This is a genomic window from Savagea serpentis (genome assembly GCF_015351395.1).
Lineage (GTDB): Bacteria > Bacillota > Bacilli > Bacillales_A > Planococcaceae > Savagea > Savagea serpentis.
Genome location: NZ_JADKPV010000006.1, coordinates 143,051 through 160,190 on the forward strand (window position 1 = coordinate 143,051; position 17,140 = coordinate 160,190).

Genomic DNA, 17,140 nt, shown 5'->3' on the forward strand with positions numbered 1-17,140 from the left:
GAACGACTCCCTTCTCTTGATTCCACAAGCCATTCCACGTATATTGAAGAAAAAGGAAATGAAAGGAGATATCATGATGCCACATTTAAAACCATTAATTCTCGTCGGCGCTTTCGCTTTAACGTTTAACGCCTATTCCGCTTCGATTATCCTTTCAACAGAACTCGATAAACAAACGACAGCGGAACGATGGGACGCAGTGGACAAACTATCCAACGAAACGATTATTCACATCCCGAAAGAGCTTGAATAACGAATGAACCGTTTGAATCAAAACTAGAGATTCAAACGGTTCATTTGTTATTCATCGATCCAACAGGAATACATCATTCACGCGATTTAAGAACTCGTATAATCTCCGCCATTCACATGAATCGTTTGCCCCGTCATATAACTTGCTTCATCGGATGCTAAAAAGACATATGCTCCTGCAACTTCCGCCGGTTGTCCTCGTCGCTCCATCGGGGTATCTTCCCCGTGATGTTCGACTTTTTCCGAATCGAATGTCGCAGGGATTAAAGGTGTCCAAATCGGTCCTGGCGCCACGGCATTTACACGAATGCCTCGATCGACGAGATTTAAAGCGAGCGAACGCGTAAAAGCGGTAATCGCTCCTTTCGTCGCCGCATAATCCATCAGTTCAGGTGAACCGTTATAAGCAGTAATCGATGTCGTATTCAATATGACATCGCCTTCCTTCATCTCCGCAACCGCTGCCTTCGTTACATAAAACAAGCCAAAAAAGTTCGTTTCAAATGTTTCATGCAGTTGGTCACTTGAAATGTCTGCGATTGTCGATTGTGGAAATTGTTTTCCCGCATTATTAACTAAAATATTTAACCCGCCTAGCTGTTGACGCACACGCTGAATGAGCGGTGCACTATTTTCTTCGCGACTCACGTCCAACTGTTCCATATACGTTTGAACCCCGTACGGTTCCACCGCACGCAACGTTTCTTCCGCATCTTTACGTTCTCTTTCATCTAAGTAGACGATTGCAAGGTCCGCCCCTTCTTTCGCAAACGCTAATGCGATAGCTCGCCCGATTCCGCTATCCCCTCCTGTAATTAATGCTTTCTTGCCACGTAAGCGACCAGCGCCTTTTGTTCCATTGTCAAAAATCGGAGCTGGTTCCATGTCGCGTTCAATCCCAGGTTGCTGTTGTTGCTGTTGACGACCAACAGCTTCATCGACTTCCTCATAATGTTCTTTCGTCATTGCCATCTCTCCTTTTTGAATGATTACTCTACCGATGCCCTCCTCACATAACATTAAACATTTTTCAAAAATACCTCCTTCTGTTCTGCAAATGCATACAAAAAAAGCACCGATCTCTTTTCAGAAATCGATGCTTTCCTTATAAGCAGTAAACTAACGCGGCGCATCATCCATCGCACGCTTCACAGACAACATCCGAATGCTTAAAACGATAAACAACACGACGAGCAAACCGAATATAATTTTTAACGCGACAGGTGTCGGTGTGCGAAATAAAAAAGGAATGAGCACGATGAGCAATGCCCCGACGACACTAACGATTCGAATATAACGAGCGAGCACTTCATTCATGAAAATTCTCCTTCCGATGATCAACAACATGCATCAATCAGGCATATTACTCTTCATCTTACACCTTAGCGCTACTGCTGTCACACCGGAAAACTGAAATTATTTAAGTGGAATATCTAAATATATACCAGGATAATGGTCACTTTTTCACGTTACATTCATTTTATTCGCTTTTTTGGATAGTCGATCCCCTACCGATTGAATCAATTGAACGACGATAATTAAAATGATAACTGTCGCAATCATCACTTCTTGTTGGAAGCGGTGATATCCGTACCGAATGGCTAAGTCCCCGATACCACCGCCACCTATCATGCCGGCCATTGCAGAGTAACCGAGCAAACTAATAACCGTCACCGTAAGACCCGCAATCATGCCAGACTTCGCTTCGGGTAATAAAACATCCCAAATGATACGCCATGGGGAAGCCCCGCATGATTCGGCTGCTTCAATGACACCGCGGTCCACTTCTCGAAGCGCGCTTTCAACGAGTCTCGCATAAAATGGAATACCTGCGAACACGAGTGAAACACTTGCCGCCGTCGGTCCTGTCGATGTCCCTAATAATGCTTTCGCTAATGGAATGAGCAAAACAAGTAAAATAATGTACGGGAGCGACCGAATAATATTAATCGTCGTGCCAGCAATCGATTGAACGATTCGGTTTTGCCAAAACATCCCTTCACTCGTTACAAATAAAAAGACACCTAATGGTACACCGACCGCAATCGAAAAGAATGTCGCGATTCCAAGCATCCAGCCTGTTTCAATGAATGCTTGAACAAATTCATCCGCCATATTAACTAGCATAACCGAGCACCTCCAATCGATTCGTTCGTTCCGTTAACCAAGCCGACGCCCGTTTTCGTTCTTTCGGTTCACCTAACAACTCGACAATCAACGTTCCGAGCGCTCGATCTTGAATGTACGTAATTTGTCCGTGTAAAATATTGAGATCAACTGCAAAACGAGTTGCCGCCTTTGAAATGATTGCTTGCTCGGCATCATCTCCTCGAAACGTTAATTGTAAAATGTCTCCTGTCCGCTCCTCTAACAAACGAGGAGGCAATGTTAATGAATGAACGGTATCAACAAACTGCTTCGTCAATGGTTGTTCAGGAGAGGCAAAAATATGATACACATCCCCTTCCTCTACAATTTTTCCGTCTTCCATTACCGCAACGCGATGGCAAATCGTTTGAACGACTTCCATTTCATGTGTAATGAGAATAATCGTAATATCGAGTTCTTCATTAATTTTCTTTAAAAGCTGCAAAATAGATGCTGTAGTTGTCGGATCGAGAGCGGATGTCGCTTCATCGCATAATAAAATATCGGGATTATTTGCTAACGCTCGCGCGATTCCCACTCGTTGCTTCTGTCCTCCTGAAAGTTGAGCAGGGTAATGATTCGCTCGATCTGACAGTCCGACAAGATGCAACAGTTCTGGCACACGTTCGGCAATTTCAGCCGTTGATTTTCCAGCCACCTTCATAGAAAAAGCTACATTTTGGTATACGGTTTTTGTTTGAATGAGATGAAAATGTTGAAAAATCATTCCAATTTTTTGTCGTATTTGACGCAATGCACGTTTAGATACTTTTGTAATGTCGATGCCATCAATAATAACTTCACCTGAAGTCGGTTGCTCTAATCCATTCAAACAACGAAGCAATGTACTTTTCCCTGCTCCACTGTAGCCAATCATGCCAAAAATATCACCGCGTTCAATCGTTACCGATACATCATCCAATGCGAGCACATTACCGTATCGTTTCGTTACTTGGCGTACTTCAATCATTTTTTCGCCTCCTGTTCTTGTTGATATGGAGGTAAGACGTACCCTTGGGAATGTTCTAGTGTATAAGTATAAAATTCTTCCGATTCATACGCTTCTTTTAATGCTTGAACGAACGGCTCATCTTCCTCTCCTTCACGAACCGTTAAATAAATTAAAAAATCTTCCGATGTTTGTTCAACATCCACCGCTTCTGTCAACTTCAATCCAGAAGCAATCGCATAATTTCCATTGACGAAAGCAAAATCAGCATCCTCAAGAGAACGAGGGGTCGCTGCCGCTTCTAACGGATTCAACTTTAGATGATACGGATTATCGATAACATCTTTTTCAGAGGCTGTAATCGGGTTAACATTTGGATCAACTGTTAACCACCCGTAGCTCTCTAACATATTGAGCGAACGAGCTAAGTTCACCGTATCGTTCGGTAATGAAATCGTCATTCCTGGCTCAAGATCGTCGAGCGATTGATGTCGTTTTGAATACATCGCAATGGGGGCAGTCGGGACAGCAAAAAGCGCAGTAAGCTTCGTCCCTTGATGCTCGTTAAAATTCGATAAATATAAACGGTTTTGGAATAAATTCGCATCGATATCCCCTTCTTCTAATGCATTATTCGGCTGAATATAATCATGAAATTCAATAATGTTTAATTTGATTCCTTTCTCTTTTAAAATCGGTGCGATTCCTTCTTTTAATTGATCACTATATGGACCTGCTGTAGCTCCAATCGTAATGGTTTGATTTGTTTCACCCTTTGCTTCTCCGTCACATCCGGTAAGTATCAAAGCAGTACTCAATATGAGAAACCATGTGAATAGTTGTTTCATTATGCATTCTCCTTTTCTTCATAGAAAAAGCCTCTTCGATGAAGAATATGTGATTACAAACACACTTCTTCAATCGAAAAGGCCTCTAGTTGTCTAGTCAGCTTCTTACGACGTGGATATTCTAAATTTTTCTGTGCGATGAACTTGCACAACTTGTCCTTCATGAATGGTAATATGAACTTCTCCAAACTGCAATTCTTGCAAGGCTTGTTCAATAATTGCAAGCACTTCATCCTTTTCTTTTCCCATAAACACCCCTCCTTCTTTTGTGTAGAACGTGCATTAAAAATAAAAAGCGACCCCTATATAAAAAGAGGTCGCGTCATACGAAATATGCACTGCTCCTCTCATCTTCCAAGGTTTCCCTTGCTGGAATTGGCACCGTTTGATAAAAATCAATGGTTGCCGAAGCTTCACAGGGCCAGTCCCTCCGCTTCTCGATATAAGAGTTATCGTTAATTTATTAAATTAGTTGTTATCATATCCTGTCTTTTTAACAATGTCAACAGATTTTATTTAAATTTTTAGAAAATAAAGAAAGTAGAGTGTTTAGAGCAGAATAAAAATAGTTCTTCCTTCCCTAATCCCATCGACACGAAATGTCTAAAATAATGAAAAAGCTAAACTTAAACGAGAAAAACACCAATTTCGTTTTCAGAAACGGATGCTTTCCCTTTAACAATAAATCACTAGCGGAACTCTTCATCCATCGCCCACTTCACAGACAACATCCGGATGCTTAAACCAATAAACAACACGACGAGCAATGCTCCAACTACACTAACCATTCAAATATAACGAGCGAGCACTTCATGCAGGTAAAGTCTCTTTCGTACGATCTTTGTAATCGTCAATTTTCACTTGCTTCTTTCTAATTTAGACAAGATCCAAAGATAAATTGCTATTCCACCAAAACTTATAATCATACTTAGGATCAGTTGTGTTTCATGTTTTAGTGGTGTTAGGTTAAGGAAATAATCAGGTAATATTAACAATGTCGTTACAATGATTAAAATCCACGTTTTAGCCCAAATAGAAATACCGATTACAATTAGTAAAGTAATTCCACCAATAATTAAAGTCCCGATATTGTCAAAATGCACGGTAGGAGTCCAAATCACTCTATCAAGAAAGGTTAACCCTAAAAATAAAACCAGGGGGAGTAATGCAATACCAACAATCAATACACTTTGTTTAACATTAGATTGATTGATTGTTGAAATGTATTTAATCCCTTTAGAAACAGCCGCAATGAATATAGCAGTAATGATTATATACCCACCCAATTCCAATAGAGAATATGAAAGGTTTCCTGCTAATAAATCAGAGAAAATTTTAAAAGAAAAAGATCCGAAAATGATCAGACAAATGTATTTAAACCATGTTTGATAATCAGTGGTCATCTCATCAGAAATCATCTTCATGTATTCCTTTGGAGATTCGCCAATAATTTTTTCAATCGATTTCCCACTTTTTTCTGCTTCGGACAAATGGATCTCTAATTCATTCACAATTTGCTCAATTTCATCCGATTGTTTTCCACTTGAAAATAAATAGACGCGTAAGTTTTCAATGAAGTTTTGACTCTTTTTAGAGAGCTGTAAATTATGTTTCATCTTGGTTCCCTCCATTTGTAATGGTATGTTGTTGGATTACCCCGTTGACATTGCTCTGTAAATTTTGCCAACGTTCTATAAAATTTTTTAATTCTAATTCACCTTTTGGTGTGAGTGAGTAGTATTTTCTTCTCGGTCCTGCTGTAGACTTTTTTAAAGTAGATGTAACGAATCCCTCTCTTTGCATCCGCATTAGCAATGGATAAATTGTTCCCTCGCTAAAAGAGTGAAAACCATAACTTTCAAGTTTTTCTGCCATTTCGTAACCATATACTTCCTTCTCCTTAATGATTGCCAGTAAGCAGCCATCAATAATGCCCTTTAGCATTTGTGTTGTCGACAAATTTCTCCCCCCTTTTCTTATTATCTTGTAATACAAGTGTTATACTTACAAGGTACCATGTAATACAAGAGTTATGCCTATGAGGTGTCTTGCATTACATGGTATGTATAAAAGATAGCATCATTACTCTTGTAATGCAAGTTACAATTCGCTAGCTGTAAATAAAGTGAGATCGAATTATATACTAAGTATCCATAATTATTGATTTAATAGGTAAAAAAATTATATTTAGGTTTATTTTAACGAAAAACTTGTAATTTCATACATACTAAGTATATAATCTATCATATTCAGGAGGTGGGATGAAATGATTCAAATTAATAATTTAAAAAAAGAGTTCAAACAAGGTAAAAGCAATATTCAAGTTTTAAAGAATGTGGATTTAGAGATTCAAGAAGGAGAGTTTGTAGCAATAATGGGACCAAGTGGTGCTGGAAAAAGTACGTTGCTTCAACTTTTAGCAGGTCTAGATGTTCCTACTGAGGGTGAAATCATTATTAACAACAATTATTTGCATGAAATGTCTGAAAGAGAAAGAACCATTTTTCGCAGAAGAAATATAGGTTTAGTATTCCAAAACTATCAGTTACTTCCTAATTTGACTGTAGAAGAAAATATTGCATTTCCACTTCATGCAGATGGAAAATCATCGAAAGATAAAATGTATGTCATTACTGAATTACTTGAATCAGTAGGATTATCAGATTTCGAAAATACAAAGCCTAATTTACTAAGTGGTGGACAGCAACAACGTGTAGCAATAGCACGTGCATTAGTAAATAATCCATCTGTTTTATTAGCTGATGAACCAACAGGTAATTTAGACAGAAATACAGCCGAAGATACGCTGAATCTGATGACAAAGTTTAATCATCAATACAATCAAACAATCATTATGGTTACGCATGATATTTTCTCAGCAGGATTCGCTGATAGAATTCTATTATTTAAAGACGGTGAAGTTGATCAATCGATTTCTAGAAAGGAAGAAAACTATGCTAAATACATGGCTAATTTCATGGCGTAATATAACTAGAAATAAGAAAAGATTCTTTCTTTCATTATTAGGAATAATCATTGGGGTTTCTTTTATTACTTCTATGTTTATCGCTGATAAAACAACTAAAGATGTTTTTGAATATTATGAGCAAATGTATGTGGCAGATGCAGATTATTGGTTTTTAAGTGATGAATATAGTTTTTCAGAAGATGATCTTTTATCTAAAATAGACGATTCCATGTTTTCTGAATCGTTACTTGTACTAGATAAACAAGCATTTATTGAAATTAGTGATAAAACATTGTCTCAACGCTCTGTAAGAATAACAGGTGTAGATGATCAAAATAGTCTTTTATTGAAGCTACCTGTTATTAGTGGAGATTTGGATAACGAAGGTTTGGTTATACCGCATGTACTCGCCAATCTCTTAAATAAAAAAGTAGGAGATACAATTAGATTCAGCGGTTTAGGGGAGTCTAAAATATCTGCTATCGTTGAATATAATCAACTTCTTGCGAGTCCAAGTAACTGGGAATCGGCAGAATCGGCAAGTTTTCGAATAATAGCTCCGCTAAGTTTATTAAGGGAATGGACCGGTCTAGATGGTGAAGTATCCTATGTCAGAGTTAAAGCTGTTAATAATGGGGACAAAATATATCAAGAGCTGCAGCAAAACCTCATAAATTCAAATATATATGTGCAACCTGTTGTAGCTGATGACAGACAGAGTAATGATATTGATGGATTGTATACTTTCTTTTATCTAATTGCAGGACTATCCATGCTTATTAGTGGTTTCATCGTGTTTAATATGATTTATACAAGTGTCATGGAAAGAAAAAAAGAATTTGCAATTATGAAAAGTCTTGGATATTTAAAATCCTCTATTTCAAAATTAGTTTTATATGAAGTTATTTTAATGTCGACAATCGGTACTATCTTAGGTCTTCCATTAGGTATTTTCTTAGGTGATTTATTCATGAAAACACTTCTAAATGTCTTTGAATTCGATATGGTGTATACATTGAATTGGAAATTACCTATAATTATTTCTGCTATATTAGGAATTGGATTCCCAGTGATATCCTCTTTGTTTCCTATATATAATGCCGGAAAAACTTCAGTTCTTTTAACTTTAAAAAGAAATGATGAAACACCAGATTTAAAAAAGCAACTTTTATTAAGAGGAATATCTGGTTTGGGATTACTTGTATTTATTTTTATTGATCATTCTATTTCTTATATAGCGATTTTATTAAGTCTGTTTTTATTATTCCCATTCTTACTAATTGGAATTAGTAAAATATTTAAATCATTATTTAAAATGTTTTTCGGTTATGCTGGAGTTATGGCAATCCAAAGTCTTTTAAACCAACTAAATCGAAACTCTAATACGTCTGCTGTTCTCGGAATAGGGATAGCTATAATATTAATGTTAAGTTCAGTAATTGAGTCTGCTCCTGAAAGTTATGCAGAAGAAATAAGAAATACATTTGGTGGTGACATTAGAATAACTTCGGAAGTACCATGGTCGAATAGTGACATTACAACTTTGCAAAAATATGATTCTATATTGAATGTCACACCTTTAACAGAAGCAACACCAATTACATGGAATACTATAAAGGGAGAGCTACGACAGTTTTCTATTTTTGCAATAAATAAAGAGAAACCTATTCTATTTACTGAATTCAATGAAAAGTATGTTGAAAAAGTCATAAATAGTGAGCCCTCTATAATACTTGGACAACGAGCATATGATGAATGGGGAGGTAAGATTGGAAATGATATGTATATAAATACTCCCTTAGGAAAACAAAAATTCAAAGTTATCGATGTTGTTGATACATCACATTATTCAGGTTATGTGGGCTTTATGAATCAAGAAACATTAAATACTGAATTTGGTTGGAAAAATAGTTTTGATTTATTACTAACTTTAAATGATGAATCTCAGGAAAAACAAATAGCAAATCAATTATTTGAAGATTTTAATCTTCATTTATCCAAAATTAGAACTGTAAATAATGAAATTAATTCTAAAACAGCAGCTCTTTCTGGTACAAAAAATTTAATATTAGTTATGCTAGTTTTAATTATCGGTTTAGCAAGCATAGGAACTGCAAATACTCTCTTAATGAATACATTAGAACGTAGAGCTGAAATAGGAACAATGAGAGCAATAGGATTTACACGACAACAAGTGAACAGAATGATTATAAGTGAAGGTCTATTAATAGGTTTATCTGGGTTTATTGGAGGTGCTATTGCGACTATTACATTACTCTATATGATGAGCAAATCAACGGCTTTAGAAAATTTCATTTCATTTCAAGTACCGATTTTCAGTTTGATATTAGCCTTAATCTCGTCCATTGTATTAAGTGTGATAGCAGCTTGGATTTCTAGTATATTAACAAGTAGAATAAATATCATGTCATCACTTAAAGAAGGTTGAGTCTAAATGTCAGTTAAATATGGAATACTAACACTATTATCTATTCATCAAAATCACGGATATGATTTGAAGATAGAATTAGAGTCCCTGTTGGGAGCAAACGTAAAAATTAATGCTGGGCAGATATACACAACTCTTGATCGCTTAATTCGAGATGAGCTTGTCCGATTAGTCGGTGAAGACGATCAAGAGAGGAAAATTTATACGATAGAACCTAAGGGAGTAATCGAATTAACGAAGTGGTTATTAGAACCTGTACCCTATGTATCTACTAGAGATAGCTTTCATTTTAAGTGGAGCTGTGCTCGAAAAATAAAATTTGATCACGAAGAAAAAATGCTCAATCAACAAAAGCTCGTTATCATGCAAGATGTAATGGAATTGACTAAATTAAAAACAGAGTGTTTATTAAATAACGAAGAAGATAAATACTTATTAATTAGTGGTGCACTTTTACATCTAGAAGCTGATTTAAATTGGATACATCAGATTGAGAATAGAAGATATAAGTAAAAGGTTTTGATAACAGTTTGTTTAGGTAGTTGAAATATATGGAGAAAGAGAAGGATGCTCTTTGCTAAATATAATCATTCAATATAGCTGGGGAATATTTATTTTTATAGAGGTACTATCACTATTAGCACTAATTTTATTTGGAGTCGCTAGATATTTCTTTGATAAAACAAAATTAAGTCTTTTCTTCATATCGTTTTTCTTATTTTTGTTAATCATTGAAGGAGCTCTTGCTTTTTATATTTATATCCAAACAGGCGAAATATCTACAATTCAAATTGTCATCACTATATTTATTCTTTATGCTTGTACATTTGGAATATTAGATTTTATTAATCTGGATCGCTGGATGCGCCAAAAAATCGGGACATTACGTGGTATTGAATTGTTAACTAAAAAGGACTATGAAATTATCAACAAAAAGAACGATGCAAAATATATTTCGAGGAAATATCGTAGAACTTCTGTTATACATTTAATTGTTTTTTTGACTGTTCAAATTTTTTTATGGACTTTAGGTACAACAAGTTTTTCAGAGATGAAGATGTATTTAAGTGACTTTTCATGGGTTGAAAGTGGAGATTCTAAATTATCTCCTTATCCAAATAATCTCACTTTAGGTATAGGAGTGATCTGGGGAATTGTGTTTATAGTTGATTTTGTATATTCTTGGTGTTACATATTGTTTTCTAGAAAATCATAACTCAAGATACAAATGGGCTGATAAGTTGAAGTACTATCGAATGGTTAAAGCATATGCTTTTAAAGCGCTTAATTTCGTACTTAAGAGGGTTAACCGCAATAACTATTCAATCATGCAGAGAGTGAGCCTATACAACCAACTAAGACACATAAATGGATTATTCTCATTCAGAATTCGATATACTCAAAAAAACCTCGTTGCTAGCCACGGAATTAGCAACGAGTATAATATTTCATGAAAAAGAAAAAGTGTCAGAAACCTGATCTATCAAGGTTTCTGACACTAGGTAAAACCATATGAAATTCACATATGGAGACGGCGGGAGTCGAATCTACCATTAGCAATATCATTATACATATGATGCTTACATTGTTTTTCAGTACCTCGACATAAATTTGACTACGTTAATGACTACGTTTGATAAAAATCTTGACTGTCCAAGTAATTAAAACATAAGTTGATTTCCAATATAAAATAGTAGAAATATTTACAGTCCTATTAGAAAGTAGTCTGACACTTCGATAAAAATTTTAGATATTGTTTAGTATGATAAACAAAAAGCAAAGCTCTTTTTTATTCAAATCCTCAATTGTTAAATCGCTTTATATTTCAACTTTACTTTTGATGAAATTCACAGTAGATATTTAAAAGTTAAAAAAATTAGAAGATTTCAATTCTACTTTCTTAGATCATTCCCAATTTTTAGCCATTATTATAAGTGATACGAATACTCTCTTCTGAATTTCAGTAATTCCTTATTAAGCAATATCCCCGTATGAATTCTTTTATTCTCAAAAGCTCTAACACGTTCATTGACACCTTCAAAAACCAAATTATGCTTTTCTATTTCATTTAACTCTCTTACAATATCAGTAATTTTTTTCTCAATATGCGACTCAAATAACTTTCTTTCCTCTTCTGAATTGTATAAGAGGACTAACTCCATAAAATTATTCCTCGAATATCTTGCATCTTCACTATTTTCATCAAATAAAAAAATATTTAATTGATATTTAAGCGAACCTTTAACATAATATTTATATGATAGTTTCTCTTTTTGATTCTTAGCTGATGGAATAAACCCCCAGCTAGGAACTGGTGCAACATACCTCCCACTATCAAGTACAACAGACTGACACTCAAATAAAACCGTCATATAATATTTGCATTGAAGTGTTCCATATGAAGTTGAAGAATTCGTTTGATAATAAGAATAGAACTCTCGATTTGTATTATCAAACCGATCTTCATAATCATATATTTGTTCAATAGTAAATTCAGGGGATGGGTTATAATAACTAATAGAATCGTTTATGGTCCATTTTTTCTTTTCCGATAAGGAATGCTTTAATCTGTCTATTGGCAATGGAAGAAGTCCGAATCTTCTTTTCCATAAGTTCTCTACAACTTTTTCATCAGCAGATTTGTCTTTAGGTGTATTTGTATCCATAATCCTCGAATAAATATGGTATGCTCTCACTTTCTTCTTACCGTCACTGTAGTCTTTTGTTAAAAAATATGGTGTTCGATTACTTTGCTTGATAATTAAAACATCAATGCAGTCGTTGCCTAACTCCAAACTATTATATTCAACAACAGGTCTATATCCACCTTCAAAATCCTTCTCTCTTAAAAAAGAAATGAAATTTTCTTGGTTTTTTCTATTTGGATCATTTTCTACACCCACGATTCTTCCATCATCGGTTATTCCAAAAATAAGATACGCATCTCGGTTCTCGGTGTTATTGGCCAAGCAGATAATATCGTGTAACAAATCTGCCCTATTTTCATGATATTGTTGCTTATAATCCCAATAAGCCCCTTCATATTTCTTGCTTATTAATTCATTAATTTTCTCTTTCAACGATACCAAATTTCTCACCTCTATGTAATGAATAAGTCTGTTTGGAAAGGGTGAACTTGAACCAGTAATAATAGTATTTTGCAAGTCGAAAAATCAATGTAAAGTATATCTCTTCCTAATTAATAAAACAGGAGGAAATAATTAATAATTTCCTCCACTACATATATTTTATCCCAATCTGTTCACTAAGTCCGTCAACAATTTAAAAAGTGATTATAAAAAATTATACCTATAAAGAGTAATAACAAGGTTTTTCTGCGATTTTTTACATCATGCCACCCATTTAATATTACAATAATTATGATCAAGTAAGCATTTAAAACACTTCATGAGCATTTTCCTCCTTCCAAGTATAGTTAGTTGTTTTTTTATCATCTAAATCGCAAATCAGAGATTCTTTTAAGAACCATTTTAGAATTTTATACATCATATCCCAGTTGATTTCTATATTATATTTGTCTATAAAATCAGGTATATTTCCAATTAAAAAGTGCCATTCTCCAATATATTCCTTCTTTAATACTCTTGCAAAAATTGAACTATGAATAATTTTTAGGTAGTTTTTCTGAATTTCATTTATATCATAAATTGAATATATATCTACAAAAGGAAGACATGAATACCAGCCATCTGTATATATTGAAATTTCTAGGTATCCAATTTTATTATCCTTGATATAATCCATATCCCGCTCATGAATGCAACCATTCTCAAATGGAACATACTCGGTATTTACTTTTGGCTCATCTTTAACCAACTCAATTCCTTTTTCAGTTATCATTTCTTCGATGTCGCTATCTGAAATCCACCCAATTATTCTATAATCATAATATGCTATAGCGTCGAGAATCCTACTACAATACTTACTTCTTAAAGGTTTTATAATATCTTTATATTCAATTGACTTACTATAGCTATGATATGATAGAGTTTCGTATATTTCTCTATCAATATGTTCAACATTTATGCAATCAATTTTTTCAGGCATCAAATTAAATATATTAACTGGAAAATCCTCATCGTGAAATGCCCGATTTTTCTCTAGTTTATATATTAAGGATTCATCCGCAATATCAATATAATTTGTGAGCAGATGTCTGATTCCTTTCTCGCTTTGGTTCATAACTTTTCTAATGATATTAATTGACTCGAATTCATCCAAATAACCAAATTTCTCAAAGACTTTCAATGCCACGTCTAGTGTGTATACGCTGTAATCTTTTCGGTTATAGTACATAGTCCAAACTCTATTAACTGAAAAGATATCAATCTCCTTATTTTCATAATTTGCTAATCTTATAAATGATTTTGCATACTCTACTACATCAAAAGAACCATTAAAAGATCTTTCCTTTATTAATTCCTCTAGAGACTTTTTGCAAAATATATTCTCCTCTTTTAGTTTTCCTAATTCTAAGAGTTGATAATTAACTGATAATAATATTTTGTTCGACCATTTCCCTTCAATGTTATATTTTTCAACAATCTTTCTCAATTGACATACAGCTAGTTCCTTGTCTTTCTTGAAATAATTATCTAAGATTTCATAGTAATTATCATCTTGATCATGATTTACCCATACTCTAACCATATGATTAATTAGAATATCCTGTTTCTCAAATTGACACTCGTTTTCCATTTTTTCTAACTTTCCCTCTAAATTTGGAAACTCTTCTCTTTTTTTGAAGAAATTTTCTTCCTCAAATACCGTCTCATATAAATTATATAAATTGTTAGAACTATACATATTATCCATTAAATACTTCTGATAAGATGCCTTGTCTTCCCCTTTCAAAAGAATATAAGTTCTCCACATAACTCCAGAACTAAACAGTTCTTCCTCAATAATAAAGTGGTTATTCATATATACGAGTATCTGATAAACTAATCCGTCATATCCAATCAAATCATTACGATTAGCCATTTGATAAATCAAAGAAAACGAATAATATTGATATATATCTAATACTCCTTCTCGTTGTTCCAGTAACATTTGAAGTTGACTATAGAAGGAAGTTATTGAATTAAAATCTAATGTTTTTTTTAGTAAAGCTGAAAAATTATCAAATTTACTATACCTTATTAATACTTTTCTATAAAAATCTTCACTTAACTCAAATGAAGATAATCTAGACATGAAATTTACATTTCCATTTAATAAACTTTCCTGTACAAAACTATTAACTTTCTCTTCCAACTTTGGATAATTATCAATTTCATGTCTGAGGTATGTATTGAAACTATCATGAATTAAAGAAACCCTATTTAATTTTATTTCAAATAAGTAAGGATAATCTCTAATAAAATCCATTATGGCATCTATCATAAACGATTCTCCAAGAATTGATGTTAATTCGGACTCTAAAAAGAAACTATTATTTGTTGCAAATATTGCTAATAATGATTTAACGCTAGTATTATTAAGTAATGTATCATAATAATGGAATAAGCTTTCAACTTTTAGAGTATTATCAAATTCTTTATATATAAGATAATGTTCTACAATGAAATAAGTTATTATCGGATAACCATCTGTAACCTCAAATATCTTCTCAATTACTTTATAATCATAGATGTTGTGACCCATAGACAAATACAATGCTGTTTCTTCAAAATTCCAATTTGGCAATTCTATATTTTTCCATCCAATTTCAACTTTAAGTGGTCTAGATAAAACAACCGTATGAGTTTTTTTCAATAAATCAATAAAGTCAATGAACATATGAAGTTCTTTTTGATTATAATTCTCAACATGATCTAATCCATCTATAATTATTATCTTTTCTTGAGATAGAATCTCTTGAATTAGCTCTTCTTGGGTATAATTCTTTGGAGATTTAAAAACTGCAAGGGCAAGATCGTCTAAAAACACATTAAATTGTAATCGTTTGATTAGCATTTCGTCCTGGGAGCCAGTCCAAAACCTATACACTATAGCATCTTTATACTTTTGAATCAGCTCATCAACATAGTGACTTTTTCCTACTCCTGGTTTACCGATTATCCATAGAATCCCCTTTTCAATAATATCTAGTGGTTCTCTAATCAAAATTGTTTTTTCGTTTAAATCAAATGACATTCTAATTACCTTAGGTAGTTCCGCTTGATTAATTTCAAAACAAGAGGAAGTTATAAGCGAAAATGCGAATTGAATTATCTGAACCTCTCTGCTTTCAGAGCTAAACATCTCATCAAGTAAATCCTGTACTGTATTAGGAGTAAGAGGTATTATCACAATTTCATTTATTACTATTGATGGAAACCCCATGAATTCTGAATTTGTTTGAATTTGATCTGTATTAATTATTAGAATATTATTCTCTTCTTTATTATAGTTATTTGAATTTCCTTTGATTTGTACACTTTCATTAGTTATCAAAATATCTTCTAATTTAGTATTAGCGTAGTTTTTTACCTGAACTCTATAATTCTCATTTGCTATTATATATAAATCATCAAAATTTCCTTCCGTTATCGCTTCTGCTTCAATCCTCTTAATAACCCTCTCAGAATCCATTTTCGCTAGAAATAACGTAAATATATAGTGTTGGTATGTATATCCTTTTAATGCGTTCTGAGCAACTTTTCCCATCACTTTTCTACCCCCTTACATGGAAAATAAATTTTTATAGTTATGTTTAAATTGTAATATTTTGTATTTTTTCACTTTAATATTATCACTTTAAATACAAGTCACTCTTACTATTTTTATTTAATCTAAATTCTTCTTTCTCTTTGTTATTTACATTTTAAATAATTCAATGATTTTTCCAGAAACTCAGGCCAATTCATATTTTGCTTCTCTAGAGATGACTTAAAACCCAATGTCAACCATTACTTTCTGCTGTTGTCATAATTACGACACGAGACCTAGTAAATGAATCTAGCACATGGACGCCTTCACTTTCCAGTGATTTACCAAATTACCTTTTAAGAATATCATCAACTGAATGAATAATGAAGTCTACTACATCTGTTAGTTTAAAATTCAATTCCTAATCGTTCAGTGGTTTCTTTAAAGCCAACTTTAAAGAATTTATCGTATAGTTGAATGATGATATCTTGTTTCGCCTTTAGCTTGTCAATACTTTTGCACGCACTCTCACGCTATAATAGAAATCTTCGAATTGCTCTTGTTCCTTTAAATCTAAAATAGATTTCATCACTTGAGAAACAGGGGTTTTATTTACGAAACTATAAGTTTCAAAGAATGCCTCAAACACTGGCTGTGTTATTAAATGCTGTAACAGCATTTCAATTGCTTGTTGTTCAGATATCAATTCATTAATGTTGTGACGGATACTCTTCATGAATTTCTGAAACTCTTTGTAAACAGTGTTTATTTTATCTTCTAGCATGACATTAATTCGTTTCATATATTGCTGCCCAATTTTAGCAACGTCTTCTAACGACTGTTCCCAAAAATCGGAATTTGTCCTAGCTTCT

General features: G+C 33.6%; 16 protein-coding genes and 1 riboswitch. Of the genes, 5 read left to right on the forward strand and 11 right to left on the reverse strand.

Annotation, left to right across the window (positions count from 1 at the left end):
* Nucleotides 1-76: 76 nt before the first annotated feature.
* Complete coding sequence (locus IRY55_RS11305) at nt 77-253, forward strand: hypothetical protein (RefSeq protein ID WP_194563431.1); 177 nt, start codon at nt 77-79, stop codon at nt 251-253.
* Between the two features lie 86 nt (nt 254-339).
* Here IRY55_RS11305 and IRY55_RS11310 read toward each other — a convergent pair whose 3' ends face one another.
* From IRY55_RS11310 to IRY55_RS11345, 8 genes are all read right to left on the reverse strand, one after another.
* Nucleotides 340-1,218 carry an SDR family oxidoreductase gene (locus IRY55_RS11310; protein WP_194563432.1) on the reverse strand — a complete coding sequence of 293 codons (879 nt, stop codon included), beginning with the start codon at nt 1,216-1,218 and terminating at the stop codon, nt 340-342.
* 153 nt (nt 1,219-1,371) lie between these two features.
* Nucleotides 1,372-1,569: a hypothetical protein gene (locus tag IRY55_RS11315; protein WP_194563433.1), complete on the reverse strand. Its 198-nt coding sequence runs from the start codon at nt 1,567-1,569 to the stop codon at nt 1,372-1,374.
* Between the two features lie 147 nt (nt 1,570-1,716).
* Nucleotides 1,717-2,379, reverse strand: coding sequence for a methionine ABC transporter permease (locus IRY55_RS11320; RefSeq protein ID WP_213086707.1), 663 nt, complete (start codon nt 2,377-2,379; stop codon nt 1,717-1,719).
* A complete protein-coding gene (locus tag IRY55_RS11325; RefSeq protein ID WP_194563434.1) occupies nt 2,369-3,370 on the reverse strand; it encodes a methionine ABC transporter ATP-binding protein in 1,002 nt (333 codons plus the stop codon). Before IRY55_RS11325 ends, IRY55_RS11320 begins: the two co-directional genes overlap by 11 nt.
* Nucleotides 3,367-4,197: a MetQ/NlpA family ABC transporter substrate-binding protein gene (locus IRY55_RS11330; RefSeq protein ID WP_194563435.1), complete on the reverse strand. Its 831-nt coding sequence runs from the start codon at nt 4,195-4,197 to the stop codon at nt 3,367-3,369. Before IRY55_RS11330 ends, IRY55_RS11325 begins: the two co-directional genes overlap by 4 nt.
* Nucleotides 4,198-4,302: 105 nt before the next feature.
* Nucleotides 4,303-4,446, reverse strand: coding sequence for a YezD family protein (locus tag IRY55_RS11335; protein ID WP_194563436.1), 144 nt, complete (start codon nt 4,444-4,446; stop codon nt 4,303-4,305).
* A 95-nt stretch (nt 4,447-4,541) separates the two neighbouring features.
* Nucleotides 4,542-4,646: riboswitch (SAM riboswitch) on the reverse strand.
* A gap of 408 nt (nt 4,647-5,054) precedes the next feature.
* Nucleotides 5,055-5,813, reverse strand: coding sequence for an HAAS domain-containing protein (locus tag IRY55_RS11340; RefSeq protein ID WP_194563437.1), 759 nt, complete (start codon nt 5,811-5,813; stop codon nt 5,055-5,057).
* Nucleotides 5,803-6,141 (reverse strand): PadR family transcriptional regulator, encoded by a 339-nt coding sequence (locus IRY55_RS11345; protein ID WP_194563455.1) that lies wholly within the window; start codon nt 6,139-6,141, stop codon nt 5,803-5,805. The genes IRY55_RS11340 and IRY55_RS11345 overlap by 11 nt, the downstream gene beginning before the upstream one ends.
* A gap of 322 nt (nt 6,142-6,463) precedes the next feature.
* On the opposite strand from IRY55_RS11345, the gene IRY55_RS11350 reads away from it, so the two are divergent.
* The 4 genes from IRY55_RS11350 to IRY55_RS11365 all read left to right on the forward strand — a co-directional run bounded on the left by IRY55_RS11350 (nt 6,464) and on the right by IRY55_RS11365 (nt 10,830).
* Nucleotides 6,464-7,183: an ABC transporter ATP-binding protein gene (locus IRY55_RS11350; RefSeq protein ID WP_194563438.1), complete on the forward strand. Its 720-nt coding sequence runs from the start codon at nt 6,464-6,466 to the stop codon at nt 7,181-7,183.
* A complete protein-coding gene (locus IRY55_RS11355) occupies nt 7,152-9,614 on the forward strand; it encodes an ABC transporter permease (protein WP_194563439.1) in 2,463 nt (820 codons plus the stop codon). The genes IRY55_RS11350 and IRY55_RS11355 overlap by 32 nt, the downstream gene beginning before the upstream one ends.
* Nucleotides 9,615-9,620: 6 nt before the next feature.
* The gene (locus IRY55_RS11360) at nt 9,621-10,127 is read left to right on the forward strand and encodes a PadR family transcriptional regulator (RefSeq protein WP_194563440.1); all 507 of its coding nucleotides are present in this window, start codon (nt 9,621-9,623) and stop codon (nt 10,125-10,127) included.
* A gap of 61 nt (nt 10,128-10,188) precedes the next feature.
* Nucleotides 10,189-10,830 carry a hypothetical protein gene (locus IRY55_RS11365; RefSeq protein WP_194563441.1) on the forward strand — a complete coding sequence of 214 codons (642 nt, stop codon included), beginning with the start codon at nt 10,189-10,191 and terminating at the stop codon, nt 10,828-10,830.
* A gap of 712 nt (nt 10,831-11,542) precedes the next feature.
* On the opposite strand, the gene IRY55_RS11370 is transcribed toward IRY55_RS11365, so the two are convergent.
* The 3 genes from IRY55_RS11370 to IRY55_RS11380 form a co-directional block, all read right to left on the reverse strand.
* The gene (locus IRY55_RS11370; RefSeq protein WP_194563442.1) at nt 11,543-12,703 is read right to left on the reverse strand and encodes an AlbA family DNA-binding domain-containing protein; all 1,161 of its coding nucleotides are present in this window, start codon (nt 12,701-12,703) and stop codon (nt 11,543-11,545) included.
* 307 nt (nt 12,704-13,010) lie between these two features.
* On the reverse strand, nt 13,011-16,289 hold the full coding sequence (locus IRY55_RS11375; RefSeq protein ID WP_194563443.1) for an NACHT domain-containing protein: 3,279 nt from the start codon (nt 16,287-16,289) through the stop codon (nt 13,011-13,013).
* 478 nt (nt 16,290-16,767) lie between these two features.
* The coding region (locus IRY55_RS11380) for a hypothetical protein (protein WP_194563444.1) at nt 16,768-17,140 on the reverse strand (373 nt) is incomplete at its 5' end.

Excerpts from the sequence above, each read along its gene's own strand:
- IRY55_RS11335 (WP_194563436.1), bottom strand. The coding sequence starts at position 4,446 with ATGGGAAAAGAAAAGGATGAAGTGCTTGCAATTATTGAACAAGCCTTG.
- IRY55_RS11320 (WP_213086707.1), bottom strand. The coding sequence starts at position 2,379 with ATGCTAGTTAATATGGCGGATGAATTTGTTCAAGCATTCATTGAAACA.
- IRY55_RS11340 (WP_194563437.1), bottom strand. The coding sequence starts at position 5,813 with ATGAAACATAATTTACAGCTCTCTAAAAAGAGTCAAAACTTCATTGAA.
- IRY55_RS11355 (WP_194563439.1), top strand. The coding sequence starts at position 7,152 with ATGCTAAATACATGGCTAATTTCATGGCGTAATATAACTAGAAATAAG.
- IRY55_RS11360 (WP_194563440.1), top strand. The coding sequence starts at position 9,621 with ATGTCAGTTAAATATGGAATACTAACACTATTATCTATTCATCAAAAT.
- IRY55_RS11310 (WP_194563432.1), bottom strand. The coding sequence starts at position 1,218 with ATGACGAAAGAACATTATGAGGAAGTCGATGAAGCTGTTGGTCGTCAA.
- IRY55_RS11330 (WP_194563435.1), bottom strand. The coding sequence starts at position 4,197 with ATGAAACAACTATTCACATGGTTTCTCATATTGAGTACTGCTTTGATA.
- IRY55_RS11315 (WP_194563433.1), bottom strand. The coding sequence starts at position 1,569 with ATGAATGAAGTGCTCGCTCGTTATATTCGAATCGTTAGTGTCGTCGGG.
- IRY55_RS11305 (WP_194563431.1), top strand. The coding sequence starts at position 77 with ATGCCACATTTAAAACCATTAATTCTCGTCGGCGCTTTCGCTTTAACG.
- IRY55_RS11345 (WP_194563455.1), bottom strand. The coding sequence starts at position 6,141 with ATGCTAAAGGGCATTATTGATGGCTGCTTACTGGCAATCATTAAGGAG.
- IRY55_RS11325 (WP_194563434.1), bottom strand. The coding sequence starts at position 3,370 with ATGATTGAAGTACGCCAAGTAACGAAACGATACGGTAATGTGCTCGCA.
- IRY55_RS11350 (WP_194563438.1), top strand. The coding sequence starts at position 6,464 with ATGATTCAAATTAATAATTTAAAAAAAGAGTTCAAACAAGGTAAAAGC.